This window comes from Salmonella sp. SJTUF15591, assembly GCF_043356435.1.
Taxonomy (GTDB): domain Bacteria; phylum Pseudomonadota; class Gammaproteobacteria; order Enterobacterales; family Enterobacteriaceae; genus Salmonella; species Salmonella enterica.
In genome coordinates, this window is record NZ_JBEUJO010000001.1 from 121,471 (window position 1) to 139,958 (window position 18,488).

Here is an 18,488-nt window from a genome sequence, read left to right on the forward strand (position 1 = left end):
CCCTTACATTGCGCAAAAAAGAGGGACACGCATAATCGTGAGCGCATCCTGTAGTTATCCTTTTATTTTAGCAAAGCCCTTCAAGCCCCATTTTCGCTTTTGTGTCCCTGGCGGGAGGAGAATGACGATTTCTTGCCGAAAAGACGTAAAAAATTGCCAATAAATGTTAATGAAGCGCATAAATGCGCGCTTTGCCTCTCGACGCGTGAGTTTCTGCTGCCTATTATTTAGGGCGGTGTCGTTTGGATGAATAAACAGAGGGGAGAGAAATGCGCGCAGCGTTTTGGGTGGGATGTGCCGCGTTATTATTGTCGGCTTGCAGTAGCGAACCTGTTCAGCAGGCAACCGCGGCACATGTTTCGCCAGGGATGAAAGCGGCGATGTCCAGCGCCGGCGAAGCGAATTGCGCTATGATTGGCGGTTCGCTTTCAGCGGCCCGGCAGCTTGATGGTTCAGTAATTGGTATGTGCGCGCTACCCAACGGCAAACGTTGTAGCGAACAGTCGCTTGCCGCCGGAAACTGCGGGAGTTACTAAGCGCGGCGTTTCGCCTGACGCGTATAACTTTTCACTTAATGGCTTAGTGCGCTAAATCCGCCAGTTTATACATTAGCGTTGTTTCTGCCGTCGCCAGCGTTAATTGGTTCGCAGTTAAATCGACCTGCGCGCCTTTGCTGAAGAGCTCGCTGAGGGTGCCGTCCAGCGCATTAAGCTGCGGATCGGCGCACATCATTCGGGTCATCGCTAAATTTTTCACTTTTAATTCGCCGTCCGACAGTTTTCCTTCGCCGGTGAATTGATTGCACATTTTGCCGGATACCGTCATGTCCTCGCCAAAGCTGAGCTCCGGGCCGGTGACCGTTTTACCGTTTACGCTTTCCAGAACAAAGCGGTGGTGCTCCAGTTGCTCGCGTTTGACGGACACTTTTCCACTGCTCACACACCCCGTCATTATGATGCTCAGGGCGACCAGCGTGACGATTTTCTTCATTGATATTCTCTGTAATCTGATAGTTAACACTGACTATAGTAATGATATGACCGGATAGATCTTCAGGGGTTATCCGAAAATGCTCCCCTGAGCGCAGGGGAGCGACAGGATTAGAACAGCGCGTTCGGGCAGGCTTCGCCCTTCTCAAGCTGGCTTAAGTTTTGTAACGTGGTTTCAGAGATGCTGATCAGCGCTTCTGCGGTCAGGAATGCCTGGTGCCCCGTAAACAGTACGTTATGGCAGGCCGACAGACGGCGGAAAACATCATCCTGGATAACATCGTTTGACTTATCTTCAAAGAACAGGTCGCGTTCGTTTTCATACACATCCATCCCCAGCGAGCCGATTTTCTGATTCTTCAGAGCTTCGATAGCCGCCTGGGAATCAATCAGCGCGCCACGACTGGTATTAATGACCATAACGCCATTTTTCATTTGATCGAATGCCGCATGGTTCAGTAAATGGTAGTTTTCCGGCGTGAGCGGGCAGTGCAGGGAAATGACATCCGATTCGGCAAACAACGTTTGCAGATCCACATACTCTACGCCGAGGTCAAGCGCGGCGGTGCTGGGATAGGGATCAAACGCCAGTAAACGCATTCCAAAGCCTTTCAGGATACGCAGCGCGGCGACGCCGATTTTACCGGTACCAATGACGCCAGCGGTTTTTCCGTGCATGGTAAAGCCGGTCAGTCCCTCAAGGGAAAAGTTAGCGTCGCGGGTGCGTTGATAAGCGCGGTGGATACGGCGGTTCAATGTCATCATCATGCCAATCGCATGTTCAGCGACGGCTTCCGGAGAATAAGCCGGTACGCGCACCACCTGCAAACCGAGCTCTTTAGCGGCATCCAGGTCGACATTATTAAATCCGGCGCAACGCAGCGCGATGTATTTCACGCCGTGTTTTTTCAGCTCTTCCAGTACCGGTCGGCTCCCGTCGTCATTCACGAAGATACAAACTGCTTCACATCCATTGGCGGTTTTCGCCGTTTTCTCGGTTAGCAGAAAATCAAAAAACTCCAGTTCAAAACCGAACGCTTCGTTCACTTGCTGTAGATATTTCTTGTCATACTGTTTGGTACTATAGACGGCGAGTTTCATATGACCTTCTCCAGTGATGTTAGAATCACACAAATATGCTTAAAATTATCTTACAAAAAATCAAAAATAATTGATAGTCATACATATAATGAATAATTTTAGGTTATCATTCTCCACAACGCCTCAAATAGCCGGAGGGCGTCCCTGCAACATGAACTATTAGGCTATGTACGGGCAATCATGCCAAAATAAAGAGATAGCCGACTGAATTTTTCGTTAAATCAGGAAATTAATGGCCCATGAAGGGTAAATATAAAGCCGCCCTTGCGCTACTGTTACTGCTGATTCTTATCCCTCTGACGCTACTGATGACCCTCGGGCTGTGGGTTCCCACTCTGGCGGGAATTTGGCTACCCGTCGGTACCCGTATCGCTCTGGAACAAAGTCCACGCCTGACACGTCATGGGTTAGTGATTCCCGATCTTCGCTATCTGGTCAATGATTGTTCGTTAGCGCATATTACCCAGGCGGAACTGACGCATCCCAGCCGTTGGTTGCTGAATATTAAAAGCCTCAAACTGGATGCCGCATGCCTGGCGAAACTGCCCGCTACGGAAGCTTCTCCCGCCGCGCCGCGTACGCTGGCGCAGTGGCAGTCAATGCTGCCCAATACCTGGATTAACGTCGATAATGTCATTCTCGCGCCCTGGCCGGAATGGCAGGGCAAGCTGGCGATCTCCATGACGCCGGTCATTCAGCAGATACGTTATCAGGGCGAAAAAGTAAAATTTCAAGGGCAGCTACGCGGTCAGGCATTGACTGTGAGCCAACTGGAGATCGCCGCGCTGGCCAACCAGCCTCCCGTTAGCCTGGCGGGGGAGTTTATGTTGCCGCTGGTACCGGATGGCCTGCCGGTCAGCGGTCATGCGGCAGCGACCTTGCGTCTGCCGCAGGAACCGTTGCTGGTGGATGCGGAACTGGAGTGGCGTGATAACGCCGGACAGCTCATCGTGATGGCGCGAGGTAATCCTGACCCGATTCTCGATCTCCCCTGGGCGGTAACGCGTCAGCGGCTTACCATCAGCGATGGCCGCTGGAACTGGCCATATCAGGGATTCCCCTTGAGCGGACGTCTGGCTTTTAATATCGATAACTGGCAAGCCGGGCCGGATAATGCGCGAGTCAGCGGACGCCTGAATATTCTGACCCAGGGCGATGCCGGTAAAGCGAACGCTGTACTGACTATCGGCCCGGGAAAACTCAGCATGGATAGCAGTGAGATGCCTCTACAGCTTACCGGCGAGGCTAAACAGAAGGATTTAATCTTTTATGCCGTATTGCCCGCTATGTTCCGCGGCAGTCTGGCCGATCCGCAGCTCACCTTTGCACCTGGCGCATTGCTACGCTCGCGCGGACGGGTGATTGATGCGTTAGATATTGATGAAATTCGTTGGCCGCTGGCGGGCGTCAAGGTGACGCCGCGCGGCGTTGATGGTCGATTACAGGCTATTTTACGGGCGCACGAAAATGAGATGGGCGATTTCGTTCTTCATCTTGATGGCCTGGCGAATGATTTTCTCCCTGATGCTGGTCGCTGGCGGTGGCGCTATTGGGGGCAAGGAAGCTTTACGCCAATGCGCGCCCGCTGGGATATTGCCGGACAGGGCGAATGGCATGATAACACCATCAGGTTGACCAGTTTGTCCACCGGTTTTGATCAGTTGCACTATGGCGCAATGACCGTCACATCGCCAAGACTGGCGCTGAATAAACCTATTGTCTGGGTTCGCGACGCCACAACGCCGTCGCTACAGGGCGCGCTGTCTCTGGAGGCGGGAAAAACCGTATTTACCAGCGGGAGCGTGCTGCCGCCTTCTACCATTAATTTTAGCGTTGAAGGGCGCGAGCCAACTCTGTTCCAGTTTAAAGGCGACCTTCGGGCGGGGGCGATAGGGCCGGTACGGCTGAATGGGCGCTGGGATGGCGAACGCCTTCGCGGACAGGCCTGGTGGCCGAAGCAGTCGCTTATCGTTTTTCAGCCGTTGCTTCCACCGGACTGGAAAATGACGCTGCGCGAAGGCTCACTGTATGCGCAGGTGGCTTTTTCCGCCGCACAGGGGCAGGGGTTTGAAGCAGGTGGACACGGCGTGTTAAAAGGCGGTAGCGCCTGGATGCCGGATAACAAAATCAACGGCGTCGATTTCATTCTGCCATTTCGCTTCCACAACGGCGCGTGGCAATTGGGGACGCGCGGGCCTGTCTCGCTGCGTATTGCCGGGATAGTTAACCAGGTCACGGCGAAAAATATCACCGCTGATTTACAGGGCGGTTATCCCTGGAGCGAGTCGAATCCATTACTGCTAAGCGATGTCAGCGTAGACGTGCTGGGCGGTCAAATCATTATGAAACAGTTGCGAATGCCGCAGCACGACCCGGCGCTTTTGCGGGTGCAAAATATTTCATCCAGCGAATTGATTAGCGCCATAAATCCAAAGCAATTCGCCATGTCTGGTCCGGTCAGCGGCGCGCTGCCGCTGTGGCTGAACAATGAAAAATGGATAATCAAAGATGGCTGGCTTACGAATCCCGGGCCAATGACGTTGCGCATCGATAAAGATACTGCGGATGCGGTGGTGAAGGATAATGTCACGGCAGGCTCGGCGATCAACTGGCTACGTTATATGGAGATTACGCATTCGTGGACGAAAATTAACGTTGATAACCTGGGCGTACTAACGATGCAGGCGGCCATTACCGGCAAAAGCCGGGTAGATGGTAAAACCGCGATCGTTAACTTGAACTATACCCATGAAGAAAATGTGTTTACGCTGTGGCGCAGTTTGCGTTTTGGCGACAATTTACAGGCATGGCTTGAACAAAATACAGCGTTGCCGCAACCTCCTTGCCGGAAAGACAAGGACTGTGAGGATAAATAATGAAAATGAGTATTGCCATGCTGTCAGCGCTTGCGTCATTTATCGTGGTGGGCTGCACGCCACGTATTGAAGTCGCCGCGCCGGAACAGCCGATTACCATCAACATGAATGTAAAGATCGAGCATGAAATACATATCAAAGTCGATAAAGATGTTGAAGAACTCCTGAAATCACGCAGCGATCTATTTTGAGGCCATAATGAAAAAGTATTTAATACTATGGGTGCTGACGCTGAGCTTGCTCACACCTTCTGTGTGGGCCTTAACCCTGGACGAAGCGCGCACGCAGGGCCGGGTCGGGGAAACGCTGAATGGCTATCTGGTGGCCTTAAAGAATGATGCCGAAACCCAGAAACTGGTGCTTGATATTAATCATGCCCGCCGCGCCAGTTATCAGCAGTTAGCGGATAGCAATCATCTTCCCGTGGACGAGGTGGCGAAGATGGCAGGGCAAAAACTAGTTGAGCGCGCCAGGCCGGGAGAATATGTCCAGGGAATTAATGGCAAATGGATGCGTAAATAACCGCTTTCCGACAATTTTTTTACCGCAAAATGCATTTTTATATGGGTAATTTCTGAATACGAAGGTCGTATTTATATTAGGCGAACCGGAAACGCCATTTCTATACTGTTGACTGGTATCACTATTCGCGAGAGTAACCAGGTATGACGTCTGAAAAATTATCTGCTGCCTGCCATTGTGGCAGCGTCGTGTTTACCGTTCAACTTAGCGATGGCTTTCATACCGCCAGGCGCTGCAACTGTTCGTTTTGCCGGATGCGCGGAGCGGTGGCAGTGTCTGCGCCGCTGTCGGGTATTAAAGTGCTAAAAGGGCAGGATAAGCTTACCGAATATCGCTTCAATACGGGCAAGGCGGTGCATTTTTTCTGTTCGGTATGCGGGATATATACTTTTCATCAGCGCCGATCCAATCCCGATCAATATGGGGTCAATGTGGCGTGCATCGAAAATGTGTCGCCTTTTGATTTCGCCTGCGTTGAAGTCAATGATGGGGTAACGCATCCCAGCGATGGCGGCAGTAGCGGCGTGGTAGGATATTTGCGCTACGAACCGAAGAAGTCACCTCCCGTCGAAACGGGAGGCAAAAATATTTAAGCGGCCACTACGCTGTCAATCGCGGCTTTTGCGTCGGCCTGGGCTTTAGCCGCCACTTCCGGCCCGTAGGCGATGCCTTCGGCAAAGACAAAATTCACGTCGGTAATACCGATAAAACCAAGGAACACTTTCAGGTAAGGCGCAATCAAATCCGTCGGGGTGTCTTTATGGATACCGCCGCGACTGGAGAGAACCACCGCGCGTTTACCGGTTACCAGACCTTCCGGGCCTTTTTCGGTATAGCGGAAAGTGATACCGGCGCGGGCAATCAGATCAAAGTAGTTTTTCAGCTGCGTCGGGATATTGAAATTGTACATCGGCGCCGCAATAACGATGACGTCGTGGGCTTTCAGTTCAGCAATGAGTTCATCAGACAGCGCCAGAGCGTCCTGCTGACGTGGCGTTAAAGGCGCATCGCCCGGACGCATCGCGCCCACCAGCTCGCCATCCAGCACCGGAACAGGGTTGGCCGCCAGATCGCGGACAGTAATTTCATCTGCGACGTGTTTTTCGCGCCATTGTTCAATAAAATAGTCAGTCAACTGACCAGACTGAGAGTACCCTGCCAGAATACTGGATTTAAGAACTAATACCTTGCTCATGGGTGTTTCCTTTTATGTGTTTGAAGGGGCGTGCCCCGTTGCTTGTTGACACTTTATTCACAAATATGTCGCAGGGATAGCGCAATATATCGAACCCTTTGTTCGAAATTATTGAACAACACAAAAAAAGCCCCAATGTGGTACTCTATACCTATCATTTAAAACGATTTTAAACAGGCAGAATGCTGCCCAAGAGCTTTATGACTGAACAATCTATGTTGACGCTTCAGGTGTTACAGCAGCGGCTGGATGCACTGATGCTGCGCGACAAACAGCGCTTTTCGCGCCGCCTGCATGGCGTAAAGAAAGTAAAAAATCCTGATGCGCAACAGGCCATTTTCCAGACGATGGCGAAAGAAATTGAACAGGCTGCGACGCAGGTCGCTCTCCGCGAAGCGGCGCGCCCCTCAATCACTTATCCGCAAAATCTGCCTGTTAGCCAGAAGAAACAGGACATTCTGGAAGCGGTCCGCGATCATCAGGTGGTGATCGTGGCAGGGGAAACCGGTTCCGGTAAAACCACCCAGTTGCCGAAAATTTGTATGGAACTGGGACGCGGAATTAAAGGACTTATTGGACATACTCAACCGCGTCGTCTGGCGGCGCGCACCGTCGCTAACCGCATTGCCGAAGAGTTGCAAACGGAGCCTGGCGGCTGCATCGGCTATAAAGTTCGTTTCAGCGATCATGTCAGTAGCAACACCATGGTCAAACTGATGACGGACGGTATCCTGCTGGCGGAAATCCAGCAGGACAGGCTATTGATGCAGTATGACACCATCATTATTGATGAAGCGCATGAACGCAGCCTGAATATTGACTTCTTGCTCGGCTATCTGAAAGAGCTTCTGCCGCGTCGCCCCGATCTGAAAGTGATTATTACCTCTGCGACCATCGACCCGGAACGCTTCTCGTGCCACTTTAATAACGCGCCGATTATCGAAGTCTCTGGCCGAACGTATCCCGTAGAAGTTCGTTATCGCCCCATCGTGGAAGAGGCTGACGACACTGAACGCGATCAGCTACAGGCAATTTTCGACGCTGTTGATGAACTGGGGCGTGAAAGTCCCGGCGATATCCTGATTTTTATGAGCGGAGAGCGGGAAATCCGCGATACCGCCGACGCCCTGAACAAGCTGAACTTACGGCATACCGAAGTGTTGCCGCTGTATGCACGCTTGTCGAACAGCGAACAGAACCGCGTTTTCCAGTCGCACAGCGGACGCCGTATCGTGCTGGCGACTAACGTGGCGGAAACCTCGCTAACGGTGCCGGGTATCAAGTATGTGATCGATCCTGGCACTGCGCGCATCAGCCGCTACAGCTACCGCACTAAAGTGCAGCGCCTGCCGATTGAACCGATCTCACAGGCTTCCGCCAACCAGCGTAAAGGGCGTTGCGGACGCGTATCGGAAGGGATCTGCATTCGTCTGTATTCGGAAGATGACTTTTTGTCACGTCCGGAATTTACCGACCCGGAAATTCTACGTACCAACCTGGCGTCGGTTATTTTGCAGATGACCGCCCTGGGGCTGGGTGACATCGCCGCCTTCCCGTTTGTTGAAGCGCCGGATAAGCGCAATATTCAGGATGGCGTGCGTTTGTTGGAAGAGCTGGGGGCGATTACCGCCGACGAACAGCAAACGGCATATAAGCTGACGCCGCTGGGCCGACAATTATCTCAGCTGCCGGTCGACCCGCGCCTGGCGCGTATGGTTCTGGAAGCGCAAAAACATGGCTGTGTGCGCGAAGCGATGATCATTACTTCCGCACTCTCTATTCAGGATCCGCGCGAGCGCCCAGTGGACAAGCAGCAGGCTTCCGATGAGAAACACCGGCGCTTTCATGATAAGGAGTCCGATTTTCTGGCGTTTGTTAACCTGTGGAATTACCTCGGCGAGCAACAAAAGGCCCTGTCGTCGAATCAATTCCGCCGTCTGTGTCGCACCGACTATCTGAACTATTTACGCGTGCGTGAGTGGCAGGATATCTATACCCAACTGCGTCAGGTGGTAAAAGAACTGGGGATTCCGGTAAACAGCGAACCCGCAGAGTACCGGGAAATTCACGTTGCGTTATTAACGGGGCTGTTGTCGCATATCGGGATGAAAGATGCCGATAAACAAGAGTACACCGGCGCGCGTAACGCCCGATTCTCTATTTTCCCCGGTTCCGGTTTATTCAAAAAACCGCCGAAATGGACAATGGTCGCAGAACTGGTGGAGACCAGCCGTTTGTGGGGGCGCATCGCTGCCCGCATTGAGCCAGAATGGGTGGAACCGGTAGCCCAGCACCTGATTAAACGTTCATATAGCGAACCGCACTGGGAGCGGGCGCAAGGCGCGGTGATGGCGACGGAAAAGGTTACTGTCTACGGTCTGCCGATTGTCGCCGCGCGCAAGGTGAATTACAGCCAGATTGACCCGGCGTTGTGTCGCGAGTTGTTCATCCGCCATGCGCTGGTGGAGGGGGACTGGCAAACCCGTCATGCCTTCTTCCGTGAGAATCTAAAATTGCGTGCGGAAGTCGAGGAACTTGAGCACAAATCTCGCCGCCGCGATATCCTGGTGGATGACGATACCCTGTTTGAGTTTTATGACCAGCGTATTAGCCATGACGTTATTTCCGCCCGCCACTTTGATAGTTGGTGGAAAAAAATCAGCCGCGAGACGCCGGATCTGCTCAACTTTGAAAAAAGTATGCTGATTAAAGAAGGCGCGGAAAAAATCAGCAAACTGGATTACCCGAACTTCTGGCACCAGGGCAATCTCAAGCTGCGTTTGAGCTATCAGTTTGAACCGGGCGCGGATGCTGACGGCGTGACCGTCCATATTCCGTTGCCGCTACTTAACCAGGTTGACGAGAGCGGTTTTGAATGGCAGATCCCAGGGCTGCGCCGTGAATTAGTTATTGCGCTGATTAAATCGTTGCCAAAACCGGTACGTCGCAACTTTGTTCCGGCGCCAAACTATGCTGAAGCGTTTTTAGGTCGCGTAACGCCGCTGGAGCTGCCGCTGCTGGACGCTCTGGAGCGTGAACTGCGCCGGATGACCGGCGTCACGGTCGACCGGGAAGACTGGCATTGGGATCAGGTGCCCGAGCATCTGAAAATCACGTTTCGCGTGGTGAATGACAAAAACAAGAAACTGCAGGAAGGGCGTTCGCTCGCCGAGCTTAAAAATGCGCTGAAAGGCAAAGTGCAGGAGACGCTCTCGGCGGTGGCGGATGACGGCATTGAGCAGAGCGGGCTGCATATCTGGAGTTTCGGCGAGCTGCCGGAAAGCTACGAACAGAAACGCGGTAATTATAAAGTGAAGGCGTGGCCGGCGTTAGTGGATGAGCGTGACAGCGTCGCTATCAAATTGTTTGATAATCCGCTGGAACAACAACAGGCGATGTGGTGCGGTTTACGCCGTCTGCTGTTGCTCAATATTCCTTCACCGATTAAGTATCTGCATGAGAAATTGCCGAATAAAGCCAAGCTGGGGCTGTACTTTAACCCGTACGGCAAAGTACTGGAGTTGATTGATGACTGTATCGCCTGCGGGGTAGATAAGCTGATAGATGCCAACGGCGGACCGGTGTGGAGCGAAGCAGGTTTCACCGCGCTGCACGAAAAGGTACGCGCCGAGCTGAATGATACTGTGGTGGATATCGCGAAGCAGGTTGAGCGGATCCTGACGACCGTATTCAATATCAATAAGCGTCTGAAAGGGCGGGTAGATATGAGCATGGCGTTGGGGCTTTCCGATATCAAGGCGCAGATGAGCGGTCTGGTATACCGTGGTTTTGTGACTGGCAACGGCTTTAAACGTCTCGGCGATACGCTGCGTTATCTGCAGGCAATTGAAAAGCGGCTGGAGAAACTGGCTGTCGATCCGCACCGCGATCGGGCGCAAATGCTGAAAGTCGAAAGCGTCCAGCAGGCGTGGCAACAATGGATAAATAAATTGCCTCCAGCGCGTCGCGAAGATGATGATGTTAAAGAGATCCGTTGGATGATTGAAGAACTGCGTGTCAGTTATTTCGCCCAACAGCTCGGTACGCCTTATCCTATTTCCGATAAGCGTATTTTACAGGCCATGGATCAGATTACGGCCTAAAAAGCCAGGCGACGATGTCTTTCAAAGCGATCCGGTACAAGTTCGGAACAAAAAGGAGGAATTATGAATACAACGCCATTTCCGGCGCTCTCTGCGGAAACATTGCTGGCGGTGAATACCGTCGGACAGTGGCTGGCGCAAAATGATTTTTCCGGCGAACAACCTTATTCGTCGGATTGCGTCGTCCTGGCGGGCAATGCGGTGATCCCCACTATCGACGCGGCCTGTCGCATCGCGAAAGCGCAAGGCGTTCCTTTACTGATTAGCGGCGGTATAGGTCATTCGACGCCGTTTTTGTACGCCGTGATTGCCCGGCATCCGCGCTACCACACTATTCGCACAACCGGACGCGCTGAAGCCGCGATCCTCGCGGATATCGCGAACCAGTTCTGGCATATTCCGGCTGAGAAAATTTGGCTGGAAGATCGGTCAACTAATTGCGGCGAAAATGCCCGTTTCTCTTGCGCACTGATCCGTCAGGCGAAAGAAAACATTAACACGGCTATCGTTGTGCAAGACCCCACCATGCAGCGGCGCACTATCGCGGCGTTTCGGCGCGTGACAAACGACGACACCGATGCGCCGCGCTGGCTGAGTTTTCCTGGTTTTGTTCCGGTACTGCGCCACCTTAATGGCGGTACACGTTTTGCCAATGTTGAAGAGGGCATCTGGACGGTGGAGCGTTATCTGTCTCTGATTGCCGGCGAGCTGCCACGTTTGCGTGACGATGAAACAGGGTATGGACCGCGTGGTAAAGATTTTATCATTCATGTTGATATCCCACGCGATATTGAAAACGCATGGCAGGTATTGCAGGCAGATACGACGCTGTGCAGTGCGTTAGAACAGAGAGCTTTACGCTAAAAATCGCCCGTTTGCGAGGGTGAACGGGCAAGTGCGACCACCATCTCATAAATTTGATGAATTATTTATAAAAGCTGGTTATGTTGTCGCTTTACGGTTTTCATTCAGGACGCGCTATGGGCAATAAGTATTCCGGCCTGCAAATTGGTATTCACTGGTTAGTCTTTTTTCTGGTTATTGTGGCTTACGCCGCGATGGAGCTACGCGGTTTTGCGCCGCGTAGTTATCGGCCCTGGTTTAATATGACGCATGTTTCATGTGGTATCACTATTTTGCTTTTAATGGTGGCGCGCTTGATTATTCGGCTGAAATATCCCACGCCGCCCATTGTTCCTCGTCCAAAACCGATGATGACCGGAATGGCGCATTTAGGACATCTGGTGATTTACCTGTTATTTATCGTGCTGCCTGTTATTGGTCTGGTCATGATGTATAACCGCGGCAATCCCTGGGTCGCATTTGGCATTACTATGCCGCATGCCGCCGAAGCTAACTTTGAACTCGTAGATATGCTGAAATCCTGGCACGTCACGCTGGCGAATCTGGGCTATTTTGTTATTGGACTTCATGCCATCGCTGCTTTGATTCATCACTATTTCTGGAAAGACAATACGCTGTTACGGATGATGCCGCGTAAGCGTGACTGACCGTCCTGCATGACGTTTGTCGCTGGTGGGGTTAACTGCTTTAGGCAAACAAGGCATCTATCGGAGGGGATGGCGTATTCCATACAGAAAACGCCTGCGTCGAACCAGGACCCGTGACGCAGGCGAAGGAGGACGGGTCTACATCGGAAGCGGGTATTATACTTATTTGTATGACAAATAAAATAAGCAATTGCTATCCCGTAATCCAATGTTTAATCAACGGGTTAAACCCACATGATCGCGCTGCCGACCGCTCGGAAGTGCCTGTACTTACAATGAACGTGGCATAGTGGCGGAAAATAGCGCAACGGCGCCATGTTGCTCCAAAGTCACCTTAGCGAAATGTTCGTCCAACACGCTGCGTAACGTATCGGCTGAATCATTGGTATTACTGAATATTCCTTTCTTGTTATAAACAGCCATTAATTTCTTACCAAAAGCATTGTGAGGAACCTCTTTGCCCAGAATCGTGGCGCCAAAAAGTGTGCCGCCGGGTTTAAGCGCCATACCGGCATTTTTAATTGCCTTCGCTTTTGTTGTCATCTCACCAGGTAAGCAGTGCAGAAGATAGTACATCGAAACGGAATCGAAGCGCCCGTGCCAGTCCGCCGGGAACGTGTCGAAAACATCGTGTTGTAGTGTGGCGCGGATTTTCGTATTACCCACTCGGCTGGCGGCTATTTTCAGGCTATCCGGATTTAAATCCATCAGCGAAATGGCATGAGTCGCAGGTGCATGTTTCAGGTAATAACCTGTACCTACGCCAATATCCAGGTGAGTCTCGCCCATGTGATGCAGGAAGAAAGGAAGTAGTCGTGTATCAGTAGGACACTTCCAGGCATATTTGTTTGAGATATTGAGTACCCACCAGTCATATAAGCTAAGCGTGAATGGGTTATAGACTTTTGCGCCTGATTGTTGTGTATGCTTCATTGTTCTCTCACTAAATAATTTCGTGCTGGAATTAAAACAACGAAGCAATCGTTAGGCAAGCATTAATCAGGTGAGTGAGTAATTTAATGCGATGAATAAAGGCGATATTATGAATTAAACGGCTATCTTAAAGAATATAGAGGATAATAATAGCTGATAAATGAATTGGACAGTCATATTATCATAAGCTGATAATTAATAATCGTTAATATAAATATATTAAGCCTTATGATAATAGCAATGCAATTAAATGCATGAGGAACAATATTTATTCATACACATAAAGCGATTATTGCACATTAATTGATATTTTAAATGTTACGCTGAGATAGCCATCTTTATTTAATATCACCTACCTGGAGGCGATATGATTGAGGTTTTTGAAGCGTTTGGCTGGACCTTACTTTTAGGCGGTCTGGCAGTGGCAGTACTGTTTATCACTGCACTGGATAGAAAACGGTAATCATTGCATTTGACGCGCCTGTTGAGTTGGTATTACAAATAATTGTACCTGAAATCTACCACTTCTGAATTTTGCGATATTTTGCCATTCTGACGGCAAGGGGTAATCCTGACTAAAGTTACCGCCGCTTACCAACCAGACACGATGGTAACTTTTTGAAAGCGTTGTCAGAGTATCAATATATGTCTGATCGGCTTGCGCATAAAACAGTGAACCAAAGCCATAGGCATTCGGTCTGCCTGATGTTCCGTGTGCGTTAGGTGGTGTATAAAGAAACGCACGATAATCTCGCTTATTATAATACACATAACTTAAATAATCGAACATTTTACTGACTACCACGGCATCATTAGGCTGGTGACGGGTATTAATATAGTTTACCAGTGGTTTAAACTCGTCTATGTGCTCAGGATTATTATGATATGAACCATAGCCGAATAATAAGGTGAATAAGATAAAACCGAAGCCACAAACCGCTTTTTTTGCGCGGGTAAGTAATACCGCGAGCAGGGGAGGAATGCTCAGCGATGAGAAGAAGAAATAACGATCGATAAATAACGGCATCCACCAGGAAATGATGAAGACCAGCATTACAGGGATGACCAGATTACAAAATAATATCAGCTGATATCTTTCATATTCTCCGTTGCATAAAGATATTCGCCCCACAGTACCGATAAAACTTCCCACAGCCAGCCACAGAATGATCGACGGAAAACTCTGTCCGTTGTTTCCGGTAAAGAAATGCCAGTACATTGCAGGCAGATCACGCCATGTTACGGGGGGAATCCAACCGATATCATTACCGGCTCTCAACTGCGCCAGATGAGTCAGTAAATTAAACAATACGGGCAACCAGGGGAGATAAGCGACAGCAATTGCCAGGTTAGCAAACCACCAGCCAGGAAGTTTAAGGTAGCAGGCCGTTTTATGGCTTTGGCAGGATAATATTGTTACTGCGATCCAGTGGGCAATAAGTGCAAATAGGGTGAAATAATGGGTGTAAAAGCTGAACGTCATAAGTAAAGCATACGCGACAAGGTAGCGATTATGGGTGGGTGTTTTTATCCACATCATCAATGCTAACGCGGCAGCGAGCGTTAGCATTCCCATTAACGCGTACATGCGCGTTTCTTGACTGTAATGGACTGCCATCGGCATCAGGGCGGCGAACCATCCCGCCAATAAGGCTGTACGTTCATTTGCCAGCCATCGCGTAAGCGCGATAACCAGCACAACTGTCAGGATCCCAAAGAGTAGACTGAGAGAGCGTACCGCTGCAATGCTATCACCCCATAATATCATCCAGTCATGCAGTAACAGATAATAAAGCGGGGGATGCACGTCAAAAGCGGCATGGAAGAGCAGATTATCTACGCTATGTCGACTAATCAGCACGCTGGACGCTTCGTCACACCAAAGGTAGCGGTCAGTTAAAAACAGCAACCGTATAAGGACGGAGAATATAACAATGAGACAAACATGATATTTATACTTTATTTTTCTTAACCCATCGCCGGGCTGCCATATTGATAGTTGTGGTAGCGCCATAATATCCTCAATGGAGTAAGACTTAGACCAGAATGGACACCTAACGCAATAATGAAGGTTAAAATCTTAACCAACACTAAATAAAAATAACTTTGATAATGTCAGCGATGAATTAATCAGAATAGTGCAGTGCAACTCAGTCATCCTGACCGTAATGGCGAAGCAGTCTATGCTCTAAAAACCGGGTCAAACCGACGATAAAGGTAACGCCAATAAGATACACTATGGCGGCAAAAAGGTAAGCATGGAAGAATTTAAAGCTAGTTGCAGCAACCTCCTGAATTCGCGCGAAAAACTCAGTATATTGGATAAGAAAAACGATGGTGCTGTCTTTAAGGTTATTAATCACCTGATTCGTTAAGGCTGGAATGGAAGACAGCAATACCTGAGGCAGTATAATCCACAAAAAGACCTGCCGTTTGTTCAACCCCTGAACGACTGCTGCCTCCGTTTCATACTTATTCAATGCGTTATAGGCCGTTGTCATGTACGCGGCATTATATGCGCCGACATTTAAGGTAAAACCTGTAACCGCCACGGTAAAAGAGGACAGGTGAATGCCAGATTGAGGTAAACCATAATAGATAACAAACAGAATAAGAATGAGTGGCGTACCGATAAAGAAATCCATGTACAGTCGAGTTATGGCTTTTACCACGGGTCGACGGCTAAGACTCAGAAAGAAAATAATAATTCCCCACAAAAAACCGGTGATGGAAACAATCAGCGCAAGTTTACAGGTTTCTTTAATACCGTCCACAACAAGTGGCAGTTGTTCAGTCAGGTCATTAAAGAAAAGAGACCAGCCAGCGATCATCGTTGTGCCTCGCTAAAAAAACAGTGGATATCTGGATCCGTTTCTCGTAAGGCAAGATCGGTAAAAGCGCCTTCTGCACGAATCTTGCCATGATTAAGAAACGTTACGTTATCGCTTAGTAATCTGGCGAGGCGAATATCATGAGTGACGCATAATATAGTGACGCCATTGTCGTGAAGTTGTTTGATCAACATTCCGACTTCACGAGTCATGAGCGGATCAAGCGCAGACGTCGGCTCATCAAAAATAATGAGTTCTGGGTCGGTGACCATTGTTCGGGCCAGGGCGACGCGCTGCTGCTGGCCGCCCGATAATTGCGAAGGGTATTTCGCGCTATGCGAGGCCATATCAAGTTTTTGTAGCTCATGTAAGGCTTTCTCCCGGGCTAGTTGTCCCGGCATGCCAAACACTTTACATAGGGCAAGGGTAATGTTATCCATGACGTTAAGATGGCGATACAAAGCGTAATTCTGGAAGACACAACCGACTTTTTTTCTGAACTCAAGAATAGTAAATTCCTTGTCATAAATATTTCTCCCGTGAAAATAAATATCACCATAATCAGGCTCTTCTAATCGAAGCAGACAGCGTAAAAGCGTCGTTTTTCCACAACCCGATGGCCCCATTACTACTTTCATGTCTCCCGATTGAATTTTTAGACTAACCGTATCAAGAACCTTTTTTCCTGAATATTCCTTACTTATCTCTTTTAGTTTCAGTAAAGCCATGAGTATCACCTCTATTTTTATGCTTCAACTGATGCGATATTTTTTCTCAAACACTCCGGCCAGAAGAGTAAAAACTTTATAAATAATGAAATATAATACCCCGGCAAGAGTATAGATCTGTACCCCGTTCAGCGTGATGGCTGTCAGTGACATTGCCTGCTTCGTTATTTCAGCGATACCTACAGTATAAGCAAAGGGCGTCGCTTTTAATACAGAAGAAAACTCATTGATAATACCGGGCACAGAAAATCGCAACATCTGTGGTAGTTCAATATTTATTATAACCTGTAATTGACGCATTCCTGCTACTTTCGCTACCGTAATTTCGTATGGCTCAACTAATTTAAGCGCCCCTCTGAACACCTCGGCAAGATAGCTCCCGCTGATTAAACCGACGCTGAGGTTCATGGCCACCAGAGGTGAAACATATATGCCAATCGATGGCAATCCAAAATAAACAAGAAAAACAGCAATAAGTATTGGAATTCCCCGAAGAATAAAGACCAGTACGTCGAGTATCTTCTGTAGTGGAAGGGGGGATAGTCGCCGTAATACGGCGACTGTAAGCCCGAACAAAAACGCTGAAAGAAAACAGGTAAATGTTACAAGCAGCGTATTACCAATCCCTTCCAATAGGAAATAAAATATAGCCAGCATATTACCTGATGACATAGCTTACTATTTCATCCAGTTATCGACGATGCCAGATATTTTTTGTGGCCCTTGCTCTTTAAGCCATAAGTTAAAATCATCGCGCACGGGAGAGCCTTTCTTAAAGGCAATGCCAAGCTGATCAACATTCTTGAAAACATAACGACTTTCTATCGGCATCTTTTTCTTATTTTTGAAGGTAAAATAAACCGGCTCTTCTATAAAAGCCAGATCAAGATTGCCATTTTTTAGATCAGCCATCGTCTCATTATAGGTTGGATACAATTTTACTTTACTTAACGAGTAGTATCCTTTGGGCTCCAGATCGTTTTTGATAAGGTCGGAGTAAGCCATTCCTCGAGGGTATCCAATAGAATATTGATTTAATTCATTGAGGTTATTGAGCGTTATTTTATGATTGGCCATACTGACCAGATAAAAAGAGTTGATGTAATAAGGTTCAGAAAAATCAATAACTTTCTTACGTTTATCTGTGATTGAAATTCCCGAAAATGCTACATCTGCCTGACCACTCGCCACTGCGCCAAGCATTCCATCCCAGGCATATTCGGTGATGTTTAGCTTACAATGCCGTGACTGACAGTAAGACGAAAAAAGCTCCAGATCTATCCCCTGCAATTTGCCATCAGCACTTTTAAATAACATAGGGGGAGAGGCCGGTGATACTGCGACATTGAGTGTTCTCCCTTCAACGATGCTATCAGCAAAAGCTGAAGACGACATTATTCCCAACACTATCATCGATAAGCCAATTTTTTTGGATAACATGCTATCTATTTCCTGTGGTAAGGTAATGCGTATTATAAATTAAGCATTAGGGCGTGAACCTGACATTTGCAGGCGTAAAGTACTTAACGTTATGTATTCCATCGCTGTTAACTAATTTAATCAGGAGGTTTGACAGGAATCATCAAAGGGAATGGATTGAATATACCATGAGATATCAACTGGATATGAGTGCAGCGACCCCATGAAAGGTGAAAATGTAAAGATACCATAGACATTAGTATACTGGACATAGTTTATG

Annotated in this window: 18 protein-coding genes; 8 read left to right on the forward strand and 10 right to left on the reverse strand. The window is 49.0% G+C overall.

What is annotated here, in order from left to right; translation table 11 throughout:
- Nucleotides 1-54: 54 nt before the first annotated feature.
- Nucleotides 55-354, reverse strand: a complete 300-nt coding sequence (locus tag ABVM99_RS00590) for a hypothetical protein (RefSeq protein ID WP_031607555.1) — start codon at nt 352-354, stop codon at nt 55-57.
- Between ABVM99_RS00590 and ABVM99_RS00595 the strand changes: the two genes are divergently transcribed.
- Nucleotides 270-536 (forward strand): DUF333 domain-containing protein, encoded by a 267-nt coding sequence (locus ABVM99_RS00595; protein WP_001200679.1) that lies wholly within the window; start codon nt 270-272, stop codon nt 534-536. The two genes, ABVM99_RS00590 and ABVM99_RS00595, sit on opposite strands and share 85 nt — an antisense overlap.
- A gap of 43 nt (nt 537-579) precedes the next feature.
- Here ABVM99_RS00595 and hslJ read toward each other — a convergent pair whose 3' ends face one another.
- Nucleotides 580-990: a heat shock protein HslJ gene (hslJ, locus tag ABVM99_RS00600; protein ID WP_000725242.1), complete on the reverse strand. Its 411-nt coding sequence runs from the start codon at nt 988-990 to the stop codon at nt 580-582.
- A 110-nt stretch (nt 991-1,100) separates the two neighbouring features.
- Nucleotides 1,101-2,090, reverse strand: coding sequence for a D-lactate dehydrogenase (ldhA, locus tag ABVM99_RS00605; protein WP_000762206.1), 990 nt, complete (start codon nt 2,088-2,090; stop codon nt 1,101-1,103).
- Between the two features lie 239 nt (nt 2,091-2,329).
- Between ldhA and ABVM99_RS00610 the strand changes: the two genes are divergently transcribed.
- The 4 genes from ABVM99_RS00610 to ABVM99_RS00625 all read left to right on the forward strand — a co-directional run bounded on the left by ABVM99_RS00610 (nt 2,330) and on the right by ABVM99_RS00625 (nt 6,081).
- On the forward strand, nt 2,330-4,966 hold the full coding sequence (locus ABVM99_RS00610) for a YdbH family protein (protein ID WP_023194745.1): 2,637 nt from the start codon (nt 2,330-2,332) through the stop codon (nt 4,964-4,966).
- A complete protein-coding gene (locus ABVM99_RS00615; RefSeq protein ID WP_000784063.1) occupies nt 4,966-5,157 on the forward strand; it encodes a YnbE family lipoprotein in 192 nt (63 codons plus the stop codon). Before ABVM99_RS00610 ends, ABVM99_RS00615 begins: the two co-directional genes overlap by 1 nt.
- Before the next feature lie 7 nt (nt 5,158-5,164).
- Entirely contained in the window at nt 5,165-5,488 is a 324-nt protein-coding gene (locus ABVM99_RS00620; protein WP_000760345.1) for a YdbL family protein, read from the forward strand.
- Between the two features lie 143 nt (nt 5,489-5,631).
- Nucleotides 5,632-6,081, forward strand: a complete 450-nt coding sequence (locus ABVM99_RS00625; protein WP_001518898.1) for a GFA family protein — start codon at nt 5,632-5,634, stop codon at nt 6,079-6,081.
- Here ABVM99_RS00625 and azoR read toward each other — a convergent pair.
- Nucleotides 6,078-6,683, reverse strand: coding sequence for an FMN-dependent NADH-azoreductase (gene azoR, locus ABVM99_RS00630; RefSeq protein WP_000048924.1), 606 nt, complete (start codon nt 6,681-6,683; stop codon nt 6,078-6,080). The genes ABVM99_RS00625 and azoR overlap by 4 nt on opposite strands.
- Nucleotides 6,684-6,883: 200 nt before the next feature.
- Between azoR and hrpA the strand changes: the two genes are divergently transcribed.
- The 3 genes from hrpA to cybB all read left to right on the forward strand — a co-directional run bounded on the left by hrpA (nt 6,884) and on the right by cybB (nt 12,297).
- Nucleotides 6,884-10,786 (forward strand): ATP-dependent RNA helicase HrpA, encoded by a 3,903-nt coding sequence (gene hrpA / locus ABVM99_RS00635; RefSeq protein WP_052938208.1) that lies wholly within the window; start codon nt 6,884-6,886, stop codon nt 10,784-10,786.
- Between the two features lie 63 nt (nt 10,787-10,849).
- Nucleotides 10,850-11,650, forward strand: a complete 801-nt coding sequence (locus ABVM99_RS00640; RefSeq protein WP_023194363.1) for a YdcF family protein — start codon at nt 10,850-10,852, stop codon at nt 11,648-11,650.
- A gap of 116 nt (nt 11,651-11,766) precedes the next feature.
- On the forward strand, nt 11,767-12,297 hold the full coding sequence (gene cybB / locus ABVM99_RS00645; protein ID WP_023194362.1) for a cytochrome b561: 531 nt from the start codon (nt 11,767-11,769) through the stop codon (nt 12,295-12,297).
- A gap of 270 nt (nt 12,298-12,567) precedes the next feature.
- On the opposite strand, the gene ABVM99_RS00650 is transcribed toward cybB, so the two are convergent.
- From ABVM99_RS00650 to ABVM99_RS00675, 6 genes are all read right to left on the reverse strand, one after another.
- Nucleotides 12,568-13,230 (reverse strand): class I SAM-dependent methyltransferase, encoded by a 663-nt coding sequence (locus ABVM99_RS00650; protein ID WP_000683309.1) that lies wholly within the window; start codon nt 13,228-13,230, stop codon nt 12,568-12,570.
- Between the two features lie 463 nt (nt 13,231-13,693).
- A complete protein-coding gene (locus ABVM99_RS00655; RefSeq protein WP_023194361.1) occupies nt 13,694-15,244 on the reverse strand; it encodes a glycosyltransferase family 39 protein in 1,551 nt (516 codons plus the stop codon).
- A gap of 136 nt (nt 15,245-15,380) precedes the next feature.
- A complete protein-coding gene (locus ABVM99_RS00660; protein WP_000560174.1) occupies nt 15,381-16,061 on the reverse strand; it encodes an amino acid ABC transporter permease in 681 nt (226 codons plus the stop codon).
- On the reverse strand, nt 16,058-16,789 hold the full coding sequence (locus ABVM99_RS00665) for an amino acid ABC transporter ATP-binding protein (RefSeq protein WP_023194418.1): 732 nt from the start codon (nt 16,787-16,789) through the stop codon (nt 16,058-16,060). Before ABVM99_RS00665 ends, ABVM99_RS00660 begins: the two co-directional genes overlap by 4 nt.
- 24 nt (nt 16,790-16,813) lie before the next feature.
- The gene (locus ABVM99_RS00670) at nt 16,814-17,461 is read right to left on the reverse strand and encodes an amino acid ABC transporter permease (protein WP_023194419.1); all 648 of its coding nucleotides are present in this window, start codon (nt 17,459-17,461) and stop codon (nt 16,814-16,816) included.
- A gap of 6 nt (nt 17,462-17,467) precedes the next feature.
- Nucleotides 17,468-18,229 (reverse strand): transporter substrate-binding domain-containing protein, encoded by a 762-nt coding sequence (locus ABVM99_RS00675; RefSeq protein ID WP_001727062.1) that lies wholly within the window; start codon nt 18,227-18,229, stop codon nt 17,468-17,470.
- Nucleotides 18,230-18,488: the final 259 nt, after the last annotated feature.

What these genes read in the sequence shown, in the direction of transcription:
- ABVM99_RS00595 (WP_001200679.1), top strand. Translation starts at nt 270, where the DNA reads ATGCGCGCAGCGTTTTGGGTGGGATGTGCCGCGTTATTATTGTCGGCT.
- hslJ (WP_000725242.1), bottom strand. Translation starts at nt 990, where the DNA reads ATGAAGAAAATCGTCACGCTGGTCGCCCTGAGCATCATAATGACGGGG.
- ldhA (WP_000762206.1), bottom strand. Translation starts at nt 2,090, where the DNA reads ATGAAACTCGCCGTCTATAGTACCAAACAGTATGACAAGAAATATCTA.
- ABVM99_RS00610 (WP_023194745.1), top strand. Translation starts at nt 2,330, where the DNA reads ATGAAGGGTAAATATAAAGCCGCCCTTGCGCTACTGTTACTGCTGATT.
- ABVM99_RS00615 (WP_000784063.1), top strand. Translation starts at nt 4,966, where the DNA reads ATGAAAATGAGTATTGCCATGCTGTCAGCGCTTGCGTCATTTATCGTG.
- ABVM99_RS00620 (WP_000760345.1), top strand. Translation starts at nt 5,165, where the DNA reads ATGAAAAAGTATTTAATACTATGGGTGCTGACGCTGAGCTTGCTCACA.
- ABVM99_RS00625 (WP_001518898.1), top strand. Translation starts at nt 5,632, where the DNA reads ATGACGTCTGAAAAATTATCTGCTGCCTGCCATTGTGGCAGCGTCGTG.
- azoR (WP_000048924.1), bottom strand. Translation starts at nt 6,683, where the DNA reads ATGAGCAAGGTATTAGTTCTTAAATCCAGTATTCTGGCAGGGTACTCT.
- hrpA (WP_052938208.1), top strand. Translation starts at nt 6,884, where the DNA reads ATGACTGAACAATCTATGTTGACGCTTCAGGTGTTACAGCAGCGGCTG.
- ABVM99_RS00640 (WP_023194363.1), top strand. Translation starts at nt 10,850, where the DNA reads ATGAATACAACGCCATTTCCGGCGCTCTCTGCGGAAACATTGCTGGCG.
- cybB (WP_023194362.1), top strand. Translation starts at nt 11,767, where the DNA reads ATGGGCAATAAGTATTCCGGCCTGCAAATTGGTATTCACTGGTTAGTC.
- ABVM99_RS00650 (WP_000683309.1), bottom strand. Translation starts at nt 13,230, where the DNA reads ATGAAGCATACACAACAATCAGGCGCAAAAGTCTATAACCCATTCACG.
- ABVM99_RS00655 (WP_023194361.1), bottom strand. Translation starts at nt 15,244, where the DNA reads ATGGCGCTACCACAACTATCAATATGGCAGCCCGGCGATGGGTTAAGA.
- ABVM99_RS00660 (WP_000560174.1), bottom strand. Translation starts at nt 16,061, where the DNA reads ATGATCGCTGGCTGGTCTCTTTTCTTTAATGACCTGACTGAACAACTG.
- ABVM99_RS00665 (WP_023194418.1), bottom strand. Translation starts at nt 16,789, where the DNA reads ATGGCTTTACTGAAACTAAAAGAGATAAGTAAGGAATATTCAGGAAAA.
- ABVM99_RS00670 (WP_023194419.1), bottom strand. Translation starts at nt 17,461, where the DNA reads ATGTCATCAGGTAATATGCTGGCTATATTTTATTTCCTATTGGAAGGG.
- ABVM99_RS00675 (WP_001727062.1), bottom strand. Translation starts at nt 18,229, where the DNA reads ATGTTATCCAAAAAAATTGGCTTATCGATGATAGTGTTGGGAATAATG.